A 13,578-nucleotide genomic window follows, 5' to 3' on the forward strand; every position below is an offset into this window, starting at 1 on the left:
AACGGATGCGTCGCGTCGGGGGGCAGGCGGATCCGAGGGGCTCATCTCTACTCTGAGACCCGCCAGAACGCCCGTTCGGCGGCCTTCGGGGGAGTCGCCGAACGGGCCGTTCAACCGCACGGCCCAGTCCACCTGTTGGGGGTAGCACACGTCATGAGCGAAGCCACGAACGAGCCGGAGTTCACCACTCAGGACCAGCACGCGCCGACGCCGCCGAGCAAGGACGACCCCGAGGTCACCACGCTCGACCAGCACGCGCCCGCCCCGCCGAGCATCGGCGAGGTCACCACGCTGGACCAGCACGCGCCGGTCCCGCCCGCCCTGGACCGGGACGGCAGGTAGACCTTTTCCCGCACGGGGACCGGCCGCGGCGGCGCGGAGGGGGAGCCGCCGCGGCCGAGGCGTCGAGAGGGGCCGTGTCCGGTGTCGTACGACACCGGACACGGCCGCTCTCGTGTTCCAGGTCGTCCTGGGCGAGCCGGGCGTGGGCAAGGCGCGTCATGGTGGTGGCCCGAGACCGGCGCACGTGCGGGCGCAGCCCTGCCAGGCCACGGCGGGTGTGGAACTCGGCGGTCGGGCAGTCGTCCAGCGACAGGTGGGCGGACAGGGCGAGCGAGTGGAGTTCCGCCTGGTCGTAGAAGGCGAGCAGCCACACCGGCCGGTAGTCGTCGGGGGTGGCGCGCTGCATCGCTTCCTGTACCTGGTCGAACGTGCGGCAGGTGCCGGTGCGGTCCTGGGCCGCGCCGTGGATGGCTGTCCGCCGGGCGAGGCCGAGGGAGGCGCGGTGGGGACCATCCCCGCGGGTGCGGGGAGCAGCCGGCTCTTCATCGACACCCGGACGTGGTCAGTCAATGTCCGGATCGCTGGACTTTTCGAGCAGGCGGGTCGCGAGGTCGTCGGCCCACTCCAAGGCCCAGGTACGAAGAGCGGTGATGGCGGCCTCGTCCAGGCCGTAGGCGACGAAGGCTTCGTCGTCGGTCCATTCGGCACCGGTGAGACTTGCCTGCAGGTCTTCGCTCTCGAAGCGGCCGCGGGCGTGGCGGCGGCCGAATTCTTCGAGATCGGCAGTGCTCCAGCGGAGGGAGGCTGCGAACACGTCGATCAGGTCACGCGGGGCTCCGCGGTCGGCGAGGGCGCGGACCTTGGTCCCGATCACGTCCTCTTCCGCGAGGACTGGCCCGTAAGGGCTGTGCGTGACCGGCCGCCAGAAGTTCTCCTTGAGGATGTCGACCTCGCATTCCTGTCCGGTGGCCGGGTCGGTCACGGTGAAGCGGGCGGACAGCGGGGCGGTCTCCAGCGAGTGCACTCTCCAGCCGCGGGCTTCCAGGCCGGCGCGCAGCGTAGCCGCGATCTCGGTCATGGGCGCGGGATTCTCGGTGGCGACATCGAGGTCTTGGCTGGGGCGGTTCACCAGGCGGTGTGCCCGGACGGCGTAGCCGCCGGTGAGGACCAGGGGATAGGGGGAGCCTAGGGCGATCACGTCTGCCAGGAGCCGTGTGTGCAGCTCCGGCATGTCCGTCACGCGGCTGCCCGGGTGCGGGAGCTGAGCTGGGGGAAGGCGTCTTCCCATACCGTGCGCACGGTGCGTCCGACGAGGGTGCGCAGCACCGGCCACAGCTCAAGGAGCAGGTCCCGGTTGAGGTAGCGGGGCAGGTCCTCGCGTAGTCCTTCGTGCAGGATGGTGCGGTACAGGCCCATACGCTGGCGCGGCTTGTCCAAGTCGTACGTGGTCATTCCGGACCAGGCCATGTGCAGCGGCAGCTCGACGACCCCCTTGGCTGGGCCGTGCAGCTCTTCCAGCGACTCCGGCAGACGGCCTCGGAACTTCTCCTGGTAAAGCGCGAGGTCCTCGGCGTCCGCGCCCGAGAGCTTCCTCGGTGCGGGCGCGGGGCGGTGTGGGCTGGTGGGCATGTCCCTATTATGGCGGCCGTAGAGGGGATGCGAGTCGTCCTGTGAGGGGTGACGTCCCTGGCGATTTGGCGCAGGACGGACGACACCATCCGCGTGCACCACGACGAGGACCAGAACCTCGACCCCGACGGCCCGGCCACCCTGCAGACGGGCACGCCCGCTGGAACAGGAACTGCTCCGCAGGCTCGCCATTCCCGTCCGCAGCTCCCGTCCTCGTCGAGGACGACTCCCTGGCCTACCTGACCATCACCCGCGTGGGCACCGACGCCGAAGGCCCGATCCCACTCGGCGCGGCCGCCTGCGGCATGCAGGCCGAGGAACTCGCACGGGACCTCGTCGCGCACATCGATTCCTGGTGCTCCGACCGCATGGTCGTGCCGCGGATGACCGTCACACCCGCCGACTATGCCTCCACGACAGGCCACGTGATCAACAAGCCCGAAAGTCGCATGACCCTCACGTACTGAGCCAGGCCGGCAGAGCCTCTCGCCACACGGACCGCCAAACCCGCCATCGCTTCCCGCCCGCCGCCGCCCTCCACCTCGCCAGGCATCCTCATCTGGACCCGACGCCGACCGAAGTGACAGAACCTAGGCGTGGGAGAGGTCGCACTCCTCGATCAGCGGCACGCTCTCCGCTTCGTTCACCGAGATCCTCACCGGCGTGCTCTCGCCCGCCGGGACGAAGACCTCCTCCGTCCCTCTGTCGAGCTCCCCGCCGGCGGCGTCCCTGAAGATCACGGTCACCGAGAAGGTGCCCTCCACCGTGTCGGAGTTGCCGACCTCGACGGTGGCGTACGGCGTCTCCTCGGACGCGCAGTCGACCAGCGTCACCGTGGCGGCGTCCGGGGAGGCCGTGGTGTCCACGCCGCCGGAACCGCCGCTGTCGCCGTAGTCGTAGTCGTCGTCATCGTCGTCGTAGTAGTCGCGGTGCGAACCGCCGCCCGAGCCCGACGAGTCGTGGTTCTGGCCGGAGCTGCTGCAGCCGCCCCCGCCGTCGCCTCCGCTGCCGTGTCCGTGCCCGCGGCCGGTCGAGAAACCGGTGAGGGCGAGGACGACGAGCGCCGAGACGGCGGTGAGCCTGAGTGTCTTCCCCCGAGAAGTCATGACCGTCAGGCTAGCGATCTCTCTGTCACGGGCATGTCACTACCTGGCGACCGTCGCGTACCCGGCGTAGCGTCGGGGCCGTGGGCGGCGGGCAGCGCCGCCGTCCGCCGCGGCGGCCGCCGTCCGGACCCCTTCCGTGCGCCGGCACGACGGCCGTCCCGCCGGGACGAGCGGATCACGCGGGGACGCGGAACGCGTGGGGCCGGGGATCGCGCGGGGAGCCGGAACGGCGTCAGGCCGTCCGCGCCGTGCCCGTGCCCTTCTCCGCGTCCAGGGCGTACACGCAGCGGTCCTTGCTGCACGCGTACACCACGCCGTCCCGCACCACCGGGGAGCCGGTGATCTCGCCGCCGGTGGCCAGTTTCCAGCGCAGCCGTCCGTCGTCGGCCTTCAGCGTGTACAGCAGGTGGTCGCTGGAGCCGAAGTGGATGCGGCCCTCGGCGACCGCGGGCGCGCCGACGATCTCCCCGCCCGACTGGAAGCGCCACTTGGGCGTGCCGGTGACCGCGTCCAGCGTGTACAGGCCCTTGCCGCTGCCCACGTGCACGTGTCCGGCGGCGACCAGCACCGGTTCGACGGAGGAGCGGGACTCCGTGGCGATGCGCCAGCGGTCCCGGCCGTCGGTGGCGTCCAGGGCGTAGACCGTGCCGAGGTAGTCCGCGAGGTAGATCCCGCCGCCGGTCACCGCCGGGCCCGGCACGAAGGCCGGCGGGCAGAGGAAGACGGCCGGGGCCTCGAAGTGCCAGCGGACGTGCCCGGAGGCCGCCTCCAGGGCGAGCACCCGGGTGCCGGCGCAGACGTAGACGTAGCCGTCGGGGGCGGCGGTGAGGCGGACCGGGACGCCGCCGCAGGAGGCCGCGTCGCCGATCGGGTAGGACCAGCGCTCCTCGCCGGTGCGGGCGTCCAGGGCACGCAGCCGGGCGTCCTGCCAGACGTAGGCGGTGCCGTCGTGCAGCGCGGGTCCGGCCTCCGGGGACTCGAAGTCGGTCTGACAGCCGGTGACTTCCCACAGCTGCTGCCCGGTGGACGCCTCCCGGCCCTGTACGCCGCCGCCGCGGGTACCGGTGACGACGGTGCCGCGCTCGGCCTTGAGGGAGTACACCCAGGCGTCCGTGTTCAGCCGCCACAGGTCGCCGCCCTCCCGGGCGTCGAGCGCGTAGAGGGTGGGGCCGTCGGAGGCGTGGATACGGCCGTCGGCGACCGCCATCGACCAGGCGACGTCCCGGGTCTTGAAGCGGCGCCGGCCAGTGGCCACGTCCAGGGCGTGCACCTCGAAGGAGGTGACGTACACCAGGTCGCCGGCGACGGCGGGCGTGCCCCACACGTCGTTGGACATACGGAACCGCCACGGGCGCCAGCCGCCCGGCTGCTCCGGCGGCGCGGCGGGCGCCGTGGTCGCGGGCGCGGCGGGCTCGGCGCCGTTCACGCCGGGGCGGAGCTTGGTCCAGGTCGCGGCCAGGGCGGAGGCGGCCGGGGGCGCCTGCACGGCGGCCGCGCGCGTGTCGGCGACGCGCGGGCCGGGGCCGATGGGCACCGCGGCGCCCGCCAGCCGGACCGGGCCGGTGCCGGGCGGACCCACCGGGACCGGCGGGGGCTGCGGCACGACCGGGTCGTGCGGCGGCGGAGGCGGTACGTGGGGGCGGGCGCCGCCCCCGCTGCGGCCGGCCGGCTGCGGCGGCATGGCCGGGCGTCCGCCGCGGCGCGTCTCGATCAGGCCCACCGCCCGCTCGGGCAGCCACGCCGACGCCGTGCCGCTGTCGTCGGAGCCGGAGCCGAACAGGTGCGGGGCGAGCTGGGCCTGCAGGTCGGCGGGGTTGGGCCGGGCCGTGGGGTCCATCTGCATGCAGGCCTCGATGAGCGGGCGCAGCTCGTCGGGCAGGCCCTCGAGGTCAGGGCCCTCGCGCAGCAGCATGAAGACGGTCTCGACGGGGTTGGCGCCGTGGAACGGGGGGTGTCCGGTGGCGGCGAAGACCAGCATGGAGCCGAGGGAGAAGACGTCGCTCGCGCCGGTGACGCTGCGGGAGTCCTTGGCCTGCTCCGGGGACATGTAGGCGGGGGTGCCGACCGCGACGTTGGTCATCGTCAGGCGGGTGTTGGACACCCCGGAGGCGATGCCGAAGTCGATGACCCGGGGGCCGTCCTCCACGACCAGCACGTTGGAGGGCTTGAGGTCGCGGTGGACCAGGCCCGCGCCGTGGATCGACTGCAGCGCCTCCGCGACGCCCGCGGCGAGCCAGCGCACCGCCTGCGCGGGCAGCGGCCCGCACTCGTTCACTATCTCCTCGAGGGAGGGGGCGGGGACGTACGCGGTGGCCAGCCACGGCACGGCGGCGCGCGGGTCGGCGTCCACGACGGCCGCCGTGTAGAAACCGGAGACCGCGCGGGCCGCCTCGACCTCGCGCGTGAAGCGGACCCGGAACAGCTGGTCCTCGGCCAGCTCCGTCCGTACCGTCTTGATCGCCACCCGCCGGCCGGACGCCGAGCGCGCGAGATAGACCAGCCCCATGCCGCCGGCTCCCAGCCGTCCCAGCACCTCGAACGGCCCGATACGCCGCGGATCGTGCTGCGTCAGCTGATCCACCACTTGCCTGCCACCTCCCCGTACGCGTCGCGCCACCACCTGGGCGCGACCGTAGTGCAGCGTCTCACCACCGCACCGCCGTGGCGGCACGCACCCCGATTCTTCCTGTCCGGGCCCCCGGTTGCGAACCGGCCGACAAATCGGGTGTCCAGGTTTACATATGACACGGGGGATCCACGGACGGTGTACGGGGGGACGGACCGGCGCCGCGGACCGCGACGGCGCACCGAGGGTACGGCTCAGCGGTGCAGCAACGCGAAGGACGCCCCCTGATTGTCGGTGACCACGGCCGCCGTCCCGTACGACGTCCCGAAGGGCGGGACCTGCGTCCGCCCGCCGAGCCGGGTCACCTCGCGCAGCGCGGCCTCCAGGTCCCGCACAGCGAAGTGCACCAGGAGGTGGGGCGGCATCTCGGGGGCGAAGACCTCGGAGACCGGCGTGCGGCCGAAGTCCGGGTCGGCGCCCTCGCCGAACAGCGCCTCGTGGAAGAGGTCGCCGTAGAAGGTGTTGGCCGTCTCCGTGTCCCGTGCGTACAGCTGGACCCAGGCGAAGGTGCCCGGCTCGTGCCGGCGTCCGAAGCCGGCCGCCGTGCCGGGCTGCCACAGCGAGAACACGGCGCCCTCGGGGTCGGTGACCAGGGCGGTGCGGCCCAGGTCGCCGAAGGGCGCCGGGGAGGCGACCACCTGCCCGCCGGCCGCCAGGATGCGCCGGCACAGTGCCTCGGCGTCCGCGGTGGCGAAGGACACCGTCCACACCGTGGGCAGTCTTCCGTCCGTCTTGTGCGCGAGGGAGGCGACCGGCTCGCCGTCCTTGAGCGCCCGGACCGTCCCGGTGGGCTGGTCCTCGAAGGTCCAGCCGAACAGCTCACCGTAGAACCGCTTGCCCGCCTCCAGGTCGGGCAGCTGCGCGTCCACCCAGCAAGGGGTGCCCTCCGTGTACTCCGATGCCCCATTTTCGGCCATGCCGACAACGTAGCCGGGCCGCCCGCACGCCGCCGACCAGGCACACCAGGGTTCCGGAGGCTCCGCACCCCATTTGCAGTCGGCCGAATCGCGCTCCGATCACCCGTCGGTAAGCTGACGGCATGACAGGACAAGTGCGTACCGTCGACGGCCGGGTGGCCGGCCGGCGTGGGCAGGAGACCCGGCAGAAGCTGCTCGACTGCCTCAGCGAGATGCTCAGCTCGTCCCCGTACCGGGATGTCAAGGTCATCGACGTCGCCCGCCGCGCGGGGACCTCGCCGGCCACCTTCTACCAGTACTTCCCGGACGTCGAGGGCGCCGTCCTGGAGCTGGCCGAGACCATGGCCGCCGAGAGCGGCTCCCTGGCCGGACTGGTCGAGGGGCGCTCCTGGAGCGGGCGGGCCGGCTGGCAGACGGCACAGGAACTGGTCGACGGCTTCCTGGACTTCTGGCGGCACAACGACGCGATCCTGCGTGTCGTGGACCTCGGCGCCGCCGAGGGGGACAAACGTTTCTCCAAAATCCGCGTGAAGGTCCTCAGCGCGGTCGAGTCCTCGCTCGCCGAGTCCGTCACCGAGCTCCAGGCCAAGGGGCGGATCGACAAGGACGTCAACCCCGGTGCGGTCGCCGGGTCCCTGGTCGCCATGCTGGCGGCCGTCGCCTCGCACCAGAAAGGTTTCTCCTCGCGGGGCGTCAAGCAGGCCGACATCAAGCCGAACCTGGCGCTGCTGGTGCACCTGGGAGTCACCGGCCGCAAGCCGACCAAGTAGCCGCCCCGCGGCGCGCACACCCCACGCGACCTCGCACGTCCTGTCATCCGGGCGGCGGTTCACTCCGGTGGACCGCCGCCTGTCGCGTGTCCCGGGCCGGTCCGGTTCCGATGGTGGGGGTGCGACGTGCGGAACACGTCCCCGCGCGGCCGGTGTTGTACCGGCCGGCCGCTGACCCCAGTGACAGTGCACGTCCCGACGCCGCAGGAGGAACCCGTCATGGCCCTGACCCCCGAAGAGCGCGAACAGTTCCTGTCCGAGCCGCGCGTGGCCGCCTTCGCGGTCGACGCGGGCGAGGGGCGCGCCCCGCTCACCGTGCCCCTCTGGTACCAGTACGCGCCCGGCGGGGACGTGTGGATCCTCACCGGCCGGCACTCGCGCAAGAACCGGCTGCTGCAGGCCGCGGGACGGTTCTCGCTGCTGGTGGAGCGGGTCGACCCGACGATCCGCTACGTGTCCGTCGAGGGCCCGGTCGTCGACACCTCCCCCGCCACGGTCGAACTGCTGCGGGAGATCTCCGCCCGCTACCTGCCGGCCGAGAAGGTCGACGGCTACGTCGAGTTCGCGTGGAAGAACCACGGCGAGCAGGTCGTCGTACGGATGCGTCCCGAGCGGTGGGTGTCGTCGGACCTCGGATCGATCTGAGGGCCCGCGCGCCGGCGGGCGCCCGGGGGCCGACAATCGCTGCATGGAACCCGATCTCCACGAGCTGCTGCGGTCCCTGCGGGTGTGGGACCCGGCGGTCACCGATCTGCGCCCCTTCGACCCGGAGGGCGCCCCCGCCGAGCCGCTGACGCTGTTCGCGCGGTGGCTGGCGGAGGCCGCGGCGGCCGGGCAGCCCGAGCCGCACACCATGTCGCTGGCGACGGCGGACGCCACGGGGGCGCCCGACGTACGGATCGTGATGCTGCACGGCGCGGACGAGCGGGGCTGGTCCTTCGCGACGCACGCGCACAGCCGCAAGGGCGGGCAGCTCGCCGCCCGCCCGCAGGCCGCCGTCGCCTTCTACTGGCCCGCGCTGGGACGTCAGGTGCGGGTGCGCGGGTCCGTCGGGACGGCGCCGGCCGAGGAGGCGCAGGCGGACCTGCACGCCCGCTCCACCGGGGCGCTGGCCTCCGCCCTGACCGGCAGGCAGAGCGAGGTCGTCGGCTCGGCGGACGAGCTGGCCCGGGCCTCGGAGGAGGCATGGGAGCGGGCGCGGCGGGAGCCGGAGGCGCCGGCGCCGTCCTGGACGCTGTACCGGCTGCGCCCCGAGGAGGCCGAGTTCTTCCAGGGCGACCCGCACCGCCGCCACACCCGCCTGCGCTACCGCCGCACCGCCGACGGCTGGACCACGGAGCTGCTCTGGCCGTGAACGGGCGGGGCCGCCGCTCCGGCCGTTCACGGGAGCGCGCGGCCGGATGACGGAAACCGCCCCGGCCGTGAGCGGCGCCGGTCATGAGCCCCCGGCGGCTCCGGTCCCCGTGGGTCCCGCGGGGGGCGCGGGGGGCGGGTCGGTGGCCAGGCGGGCGTGCAGGTGGGCGTCGCGGAAGGCGTCGTGGCGGTCGGCGGCGAACATCGCCCCGCGCATCGTCCCCTCGTGACGGAAGCCGCACCGCTCCGCGATCCGGCAGGACGCCTCGTGCCCCACAGCGTGGCCCAGCTCCAGCCGGTGCAGGCCCAGTCCGGTCAGCGCCCAGTGCGCGGTGAGCATCAGCGCGCGGGTGGCCACGCCCCGGCCGCGGGCCTCGGGCAGCACCCAGTAGCCGACCCGGCCGGCGCCCATGACCGGGCGTATGTCCTCGATGCCGATGTGCCCGAGCGGTGTGCCGTCGGCCTCGTCCGCGACGTGGAAGGAGACGGTGCTGCCCTCCGCGGCCAGGGCGGCCCGGGTGCGCAGCGAATTCCGGGCGCCGTCCAGGTCGACGGCCGGACGCAGCGGGGTGTTCCAGCGCCGGAACTCCGGGTCGGTGGTGCCGCGCAGCCACGTCCGGACGTCGTCGTCGGACGCCGGGTCCCAGGGGCGCAGGAGCAGGCCGTGGCCGCGGAGTCCGGCCGGCGGGCGGGGTCGGGTGCGCTGTCGAGAAGGCATGGGGACATTCAAGCCCGCGATCGCGGTGAAACCATGTGATCATTCCGCAACCAATTCCGGTCTTGACCGAGACCCATCAAGCATGTGCCGGATTACGCTCGCGGTCATGGCCGACTCCACCACGTCCGCGCAGCCCACCGCGCCCCACCGGGCGGACCGCCCCGTCTACGTCATCGGCGGCGGCCCGGGCGGACTGTCCGTCGCGTACGCCCTGCGCGAGCGCGGGGTACGGGCCGTCGTGCTGGAGCGGTCCGGCCGCGTCGGCGACTCCTGGCGCCGCCACTACGACCGGCTGCACCTGCACACCACCCGGCGGCTGTCGGCCCTGCCCGGCCTGGCGATGCCCCGCCGCTTCGGACGCTGGCCGTCCCGCGACGACGTGGTCCGCTACCTGGAGAAGTACGCCGAGCACCACCGCCTGGAGATCGTCACCGGTGTCGAGGTGTCCCGGGTCGAGCGCACCGCCGACGGCGGCTGGCTGCTGCGTGCCACGGGCGGGCGGGAGCTGACCGGCGCGGCGGTCGTCGTCGCCACGGGGTTCAACCACACCCCGCGGGTCCCCGACTGGTCCGGCCGGGACACGTACACCGGCGAGTTCCTGCACGCGTCGGCCTACCGCAACGCGAAGCCCTTCGCCGGGCGGGACGTGCTGGTGGTGGGCGTCGGCAACACGGGCGCCGAGATCGCCGTGGACCTGGTGGAGGGGGGCGCCTCCCGGGTGCGGCTCGCGGTGCGCACCCCACCGCACATCGTGCGCCGTTCGACCGCGGGCTGGCCCGCGCAGTACTCCGGGGTGCTGGTGCGCCGGCTGCCGGTGGGCCTGGTGGACCGGATCAGCCGGGTCCAGGCGCGGATCGCGCTGCCGGACCTGTCCGACCGGGGCCTGCCCCGCCCCGAGTCCGGCCTCTACACCCGGGTGCGGGAGGGTGCCATCCCGGTGCAGGACGTCGGCCTGGTCGACGCCGTGCGCAAGGGGACGGTGGAGGTGGTGGCCGCCGTCGAGGGCTTCGAGGAGGACCGGGTGCTGCTGGCCGACGGCGAGCGGATCACGCCGGACGCGGTCGTCGCGGCCACCGGTTACGAACGCGGCCTGGAGGGCCTGGTGGGCGGCCTCGGTGTGCTGGACGACCGGGGCAGACCCGTGGTCCACGGCGCCCGCACCCCCGACGGCGCCCCGGGCCTCCACTTCACCGGCTTCACCAACCCGATCAGCGGCAACCTCAGAGAACTGTCCCTCGACGCCCACCGCATCGCCCGCGCGATAGCCCGCACCGGACGGGCGTCCCGGCTGCCGGGGGCGTGACCACGGGGGGCGGGCCCGTGCGGGTGGCACCCCTCGGAGGCGGACTGCCGCAGTCGCGCCTTCCCGTCACGCGGCCGACCGCTTGCGGATGGTCAGGGCCATCAGGGCCGCCGCCGCGCACAGGGCGCCCGAGCCCAGCCACATCACGTCGTAACTGCCGAACGCGTCCCGGGCGAGCCCGCCGACGAAGGCCACGACGGCGGCCCCCACCTGGTGCGACGCCAGCACCCAGCCGAACACGATGGGGCTGTCGTCGCCGTAGTGCTCGCGGCACAGCGCGAGGGTGGGCGGCACGGTGGCGACCCAGTCGAGGCCGTAGAAGACGATGAACAGCAGCATCGGCGGGTGCACGGACGGGGCCAGCAGCAGCGGCAGGAAGAGCAGGGAGATGCCGCGCAGCGCGTAGTAGACGGCCAGCAGCCGCCGCGCGTCGAAACGGTCGGTGAACCAGCCGGAGGCCACCGTGCCGACCACGTCGAAGACGCCGATGACGGCCAGCAGGGACGCGGCGGTGGTGATCGGCATGCCGTGGTCGTGCGAGGCGGGCACGAAGTGGGTCTGGATCAGCCCGTTGGTGGAGGCGCCGCAGATCGCGAACGTGCCGGCGAGCAGCCAGAAGGGGCCGGTGCGCGCGGCGGCGGCCAGCACGTTCAGCGTCCGCCGGGCGGCGCCTGGCACCGGCGCCGGCTTGGGCACGAACTCCTTGGACCCGTACGGCTTCTGGCCGACGTCGGCCGGGTGGTCGTGCAGCAGCAGCCAGACGAACGGCACCACCGCGAGCGCGGCGAGCGCCACCGTCACGGCCGCCGGCCGCCAGGAGTGGCGGTCGACGATCCAGGACAGCAGCGGCAGGAAGATCAGCTGCCCGGAGGCGGACGCGGCGGTGAGGATGCCGCTGACCAGGCCGCGCCGCTCGGTGAACCAGCGGTTGGTGACGGTGGCGGCGAAGGCGAGCGCCATGGAGCCGGAGCCGAGGCCCACCAGCAGGCCCCAGCAGAGCATCAGCTGCCAGGCGGCGCTCATCCACACGGTGGTGCCGGAGCCCACGGCGATCACGGTCAGGGCGACCGCGACGACCCGGCGGATGCCGTAGCGGTCCATCAGCGCCGCCGCGAACGGCGCGGTGAGCCCGTACAGCGCCAGGTTGACGGAGACCGCGGCGCCGATGGTGCCGCGCGACCAGCCGAACTCCTCGTTCAGCGGGTCGATGAACAGGCCCGGTACGGCGCGGAAGGCGGCGGCGCCGATGATCGTCACGAAGGTGACGGCGGCGACGAACCAGGCGCGGTGCACCCGGAGGCGGGCCGGCTTCCGGCCGCTCGCGGGCGGCCCGACGGCGGCGGTCTTGCTGGTCGTGGTCACGCGGTACAGCTTCGGGGAAGCATGTCCGCTTCAACGAGTGGCCGGGAGGACAGCATTCGCTAGGATCGGGCCATGCGCATGGATCTGGTCGAGCCGCCGCCCCACCCCGCCGGACGCGGGCCGCACCGCGTGGTCGTCCTCGCCCTCGACGGCCTGCTGCCGTTCGAACTGGGCATCCCGCACCGCGTCTTCGGCCGCCCCCGGGACGAGCGGGGGCGCCCGCTGTACGAGGTGGTCACCTGCTCGGTCCGGCCGCCCGGCCCGGTCGAGACGGACGCCGACTTCACGGTGCACGTGCCGCACGGCCCGGAGGCCCTGGCCACCGCCGACACGGTGATCATCCCCGCCTGCTACGAGCGGGGCCCGCTGTTCGAGCGGGGCGAGCTGACGGACGAACTGGCCGCCGCGCTCGGCCGCATCCCGCCGTCCGCACGCATCGCCTCCATCTGCACCGGGGTGTACGTCCTCGCCGCCGCCGGCCGTCTGGACGGGCGCCGGGCCACCACCCACTGGGCCGACGCGGAGCGCCTGCAGCGGCTGTTCCCGCGCATCGACGTCGACCCGGACGTGCTGTTCGTCGACGACGGCGACATCCTGACCTCGGCGGGCGTCGCGGCCGGGATCGACCTGTGCCTGCACATGGTGCGGTGCGACCACGGCGCCGCCGTCGCCAACGACGTGGCCCGGCGCACGGTGGTGCCGCCGCACCGCGACGGCGGGCAGGCGCAGTACATCCGGCGGCCGGTCCCCGATCCGCAGCAGGCGTCCACCAGCGGCGCACGCGCCTGGGCGCTGGGCCGGCTGCACGAGCCGCTCCAGCTGCGCGACATGGCCGAGCGGGAGTCGATGTCGGTACGCACCTTCACCCGCCGCTTCCGCGAGGAGACCGGGGTCAGTCCGGGGCAGTGGCTGACCCGTCAACGGGTGGAGCGGGCGCGCCACTTGCTGGAGTCCACCGACCTGACGGTGGACCAGGTGGCCCGCGAGTCGGGCTTCGGCACGGCGCAGTCGATGCGGGCCCATCTCCAGACGGCGCTCGGCGTGACGCCCACGGCCTACCGCCGCACCTTCCACGCGGCCGCGGAGCACGGGGAGGAAGCGCCGGCGGTCCACGCCGGAGCCTGAACCGCGCAGACCGGACCACTTGTCCACAGGCTGTGGACACGCGGTCGGTGGCGGTGCGGCGCTGTGCGCCCCGAGCACGGCAGCGCCGCACCGCCCTTCGGTTCCGGCGCTCCCGAGGATCCCCCGGCCCCGGGAGCAGACGCCGGATCACGACCCGCACTCGTCGAGGACTCCCGTCAGGGCCCTCGCCGTCCCCTCGCCGCGAATCGCTGACGACCAGCGTGATCACCTCGTCACGGCACGTCAACACCGTTTCGGGTGATCATGTGCGACTCGTCGCAATTGCCCTGTTCGTCGGCTCGGCGCACGGGAGCACACCCGGCGCACCGGATCACACACGGCACCGCGCGGCCGTCGCCCTGTGCCTCCGTGCTCTCCCGGAGACGC

14 protein-coding genes and 1 pseudogene are annotated in these 13,578 nt (G+C 73.7%); 7 read left to right on the top strand and 8 right to left on the bottom strand.

All coding sequences use genetic code 11. The features are described 5' to 3' along the window. The first annotated feature begins 153 nt into the window (after positions 1-153). Positions 154-342: a sigma-like protein gene (locus tag F3L20_RS29445; protein ID WP_145826814.1), complete on the top strand. Its 189-nt coding sequence runs from the start codon at positions 154-156 to the stop codon at positions 340-342. Between the two features lie 127 nt (positions 343-469). Here the strand turns inward: F3L20_RS29445 and F3L20_RS34985 are convergent. The 3 genes and pseudogenes from F3L20_RS34985 to F3L20_RS29460 form a co-directional block, all read right to left on the bottom strand. Then, positions 470-805, bottom strand: a pseudogene (locus tag F3L20_RS34985) (XRE family transcriptional regulator); the annotation flags it as partial. Between the two features lie 39 nt (positions 806-844). After that, positions 845-1,513, bottom strand: a complete 669-nt coding sequence (locus tag F3L20_RS29455) for a nucleotidyl transferase AbiEii/AbiGii toxin family protein (protein WP_206338831.1) — start codon at positions 1,511-1,513, stop codon at positions 845-847. Between the two features lie 5 nt (positions 1,514-1,518). Continuing rightward, on the bottom strand, positions 1,519-1,911 hold the full coding sequence (locus tag F3L20_RS29460) for a hypothetical protein (RefSeq protein WP_150156870.1): 393 nt from the start codon (positions 1,909-1,911) through the stop codon (positions 1,519-1,521). Between the two features lie 254 nt (positions 1,912-2,165). Here F3L20_RS29460 and F3L20_RS29465 point away from each other — a divergent pair, with 254 nt between their 5' ends. Beyond that, a complete protein-coding gene (locus F3L20_RS29465; RefSeq protein ID WP_150156871.1) occupies positions 2,166-2,378 on the top strand; it encodes a hypothetical protein in 213 nt (70 codons plus the stop codon). 123 nt (positions 2,379-2,501) lie between these two features. Here the strand turns inward: F3L20_RS29465 and F3L20_RS29470 are convergent, their stop codons facing one another. The 3 genes from F3L20_RS29470 to F3L20_RS29480 form a co-directional block, all read right to left on the bottom strand. Further along, positions 2,502-3,017, bottom strand: a complete 516-nt coding sequence (locus F3L20_RS29470; RefSeq protein WP_150156872.1) for a hypothetical protein — start codon at positions 3,015-3,017, stop codon at positions 2,502-2,504. Positions 3,018-3,249: 232 nt separating this feature from the next. Beyond that, the gene (locus tag F3L20_RS29475) at positions 3,250-5,601 is read right to left on the bottom strand and encodes a PQQ-binding-like beta-propeller repeat protein (RefSeq protein WP_150156873.1); all 2,352 of its coding nucleotides are present in this window, start codon (positions 5,599-5,601) and stop codon (positions 3,250-3,252) included. Positions 5,602-5,837: 236 nt separating this feature from the next. Next, a complete protein-coding gene (locus F3L20_RS29480) occupies positions 5,838-6,560 on the bottom strand; it encodes a VOC family protein (RefSeq protein ID WP_206338832.1) in 723 nt (240 codons plus the stop codon). 134 nt (positions 6,561-6,694) lie between these two features. On the opposite strand from F3L20_RS29480, the gene F3L20_RS29485 reads away from it, so the two are divergent. The 3 genes from F3L20_RS29485 to F3L20_RS29495 all read left to right on the top strand — a co-directional run bounded on the left by F3L20_RS29485 (position 6,695) and on the right by F3L20_RS29495 (position 8,684). Further along, positions 6,695-7,330, top strand: coding sequence for a TetR family transcriptional regulator (locus F3L20_RS29485; RefSeq protein ID WP_150157540.1), 636 nt, complete (start codon positions 6,695-6,697; stop codon positions 7,328-7,330). A 219-nt stretch (positions 7,331-7,549) separates the two neighbouring features. Then, positions 7,550-7,975, top strand: coding sequence for a pyridoxamine 5'-phosphate oxidase family protein (locus F3L20_RS29490; protein ID WP_150156874.1), 426 nt, complete (start codon positions 7,550-7,552; stop codon positions 7,973-7,975). Between the two features lie 43 nt (positions 7,976-8,018). Next, complete coding sequence (locus tag F3L20_RS29495) at positions 8,019-8,684, top strand: pyridoxine/pyridoxamine 5'-phosphate oxidase (RefSeq protein WP_150156875.1); 666 nt, start codon at positions 8,019-8,021, stop codon at positions 8,682-8,684. An 81-nt stretch (positions 8,685-8,765) separates the two neighbouring features. Here F3L20_RS29495 and F3L20_RS29500 read toward each other — a convergent pair whose 3' ends face one another. Then, positions 8,766-9,401 (bottom strand): GNAT family N-acetyltransferase, encoded by a 636-nt coding sequence (locus F3L20_RS29500; RefSeq protein WP_150156876.1) that lies wholly within the window; start codon positions 9,399-9,401, stop codon positions 8,766-8,768. A gap of 106 nt (positions 9,402-9,507) precedes the next feature. Between F3L20_RS29500 and F3L20_RS29505 the strand changes: the two genes are divergently transcribed. Beyond that, positions 9,508-10,704: a flavin-containing monooxygenase gene (locus F3L20_RS29505; RefSeq protein WP_150156877.1), complete on the top strand. Its 1,197-nt coding sequence runs from the start codon at positions 9,508-9,510 to the stop codon at positions 10,702-10,704. A 66-nt stretch (positions 10,705-10,770) separates the two neighbouring features. On the opposite strand, the gene F3L20_RS29510 is transcribed toward F3L20_RS29505, so the two are convergent. Next, entirely contained in the window at positions 10,771-12,066 is a 1,296-nt protein-coding gene (locus tag F3L20_RS29510) for an MFS transporter (protein ID WP_150156878.1), read from the bottom strand. Between the two features lie 78 nt (positions 12,067-12,144). Between F3L20_RS29510 and F3L20_RS29515 the strand changes: the two genes are divergently transcribed. Beyond that, on the top strand, positions 12,145-13,191 hold the full coding sequence (locus F3L20_RS29515; RefSeq protein ID WP_150157541.1) for a GlxA family transcriptional regulator: 1,047 nt from the start codon (positions 12,145-12,147) through the stop codon (positions 13,189-13,191). The last annotated feature ends 387 nt before the right edge of the window (positions 13,192-13,578 follow it).

Origin of the sequence: Streptomyces tendae (genome assembly GCF_008632955.1) — a bacterium.
In the GTDB taxonomy this organism is placed as follows: Bacteria; Actinomycetota; Actinomycetes; order Streptomycetales; family Streptomycetaceae; genus Streptomyces.